This window comes from Corynebacterium pilbarense (assembly GCF_026930265.1).
Lineage (GTDB): Bacteria > Actinomycetota > Actinomycetes > Mycobacteriales > Mycobacteriaceae > Corynebacterium > Corynebacterium pilbarense.
Genome location: NZ_JANRML010000138.1, coordinates 1 through 553, shown reverse-complemented (window position 1 = coordinate 553; position 553 = coordinate 1). Strand labels below are relative to the sequence as shown.

The window sequence follows — 553 nt, the reverse complement described above, 5'->3', positions numbered from 1 at the left end:
CCCGGACCCGGTCGCGGAGCGGTGTTTGCCCTCCGCCTCCCACTGTCCCCTCCCGACAGCGAGGAGGCTGCTCGGTGACCACACCCTGCCCCGCGTAAGGGCCGTGCCCTCCACCCCTTGAAAATGTACCCCCGGGGGGTATATGCTAACGAGCGTTACCGCATCCCAACGACCCATAGGAGCTTTCCCATGACCACCCCCCCACCCCACCTCTTGCCGATGGCCTCCCACGGCTGCAGCTGTTGCGGACCCGCCTCACATGCCGACACCGCCTCCACCCCTGCCGCCAGCGACTCGTCAGCAGGAGGATCCTCCCCTAGCTACCAGGTCACCGGCCTGACCTGCGGGCACTGCGTGAAAAGCGTGACCCAGGCCCTTCAGGCCCTCCCCCAGGTCGACGACGTCCAGATTGATCTCGCCGCTGGTGGTGTTTCCACCGTCACGGTCACCGGTGCCGTACCTCCGGAGATGGTTCGCCGGGCCATCGAAGAGGCCGGCTACACCGTCTTATCCTGATCAGTTTTACCCATCATCTCGACCCCGACCGGGTTGA

General features: G+C 65.8%; 1 protein-coding gene. It reads left to right on the top strand.

Annotation, left to right across the window (positions count from 1 at the left end; genetic code table 11):
* Positions 1–189: 189 nt before the first annotated feature.
* On the top strand, positions 190–516 hold the full coding sequence (locus NUW87_RS11580; protein WP_269028683.1) for a heavy-metal-associated domain-containing protein: 327 nt from the start codon (positions 190–192) through the stop codon (positions 514–516).
* Positions 517–553 lie beyond the last annotated feature (37 nt).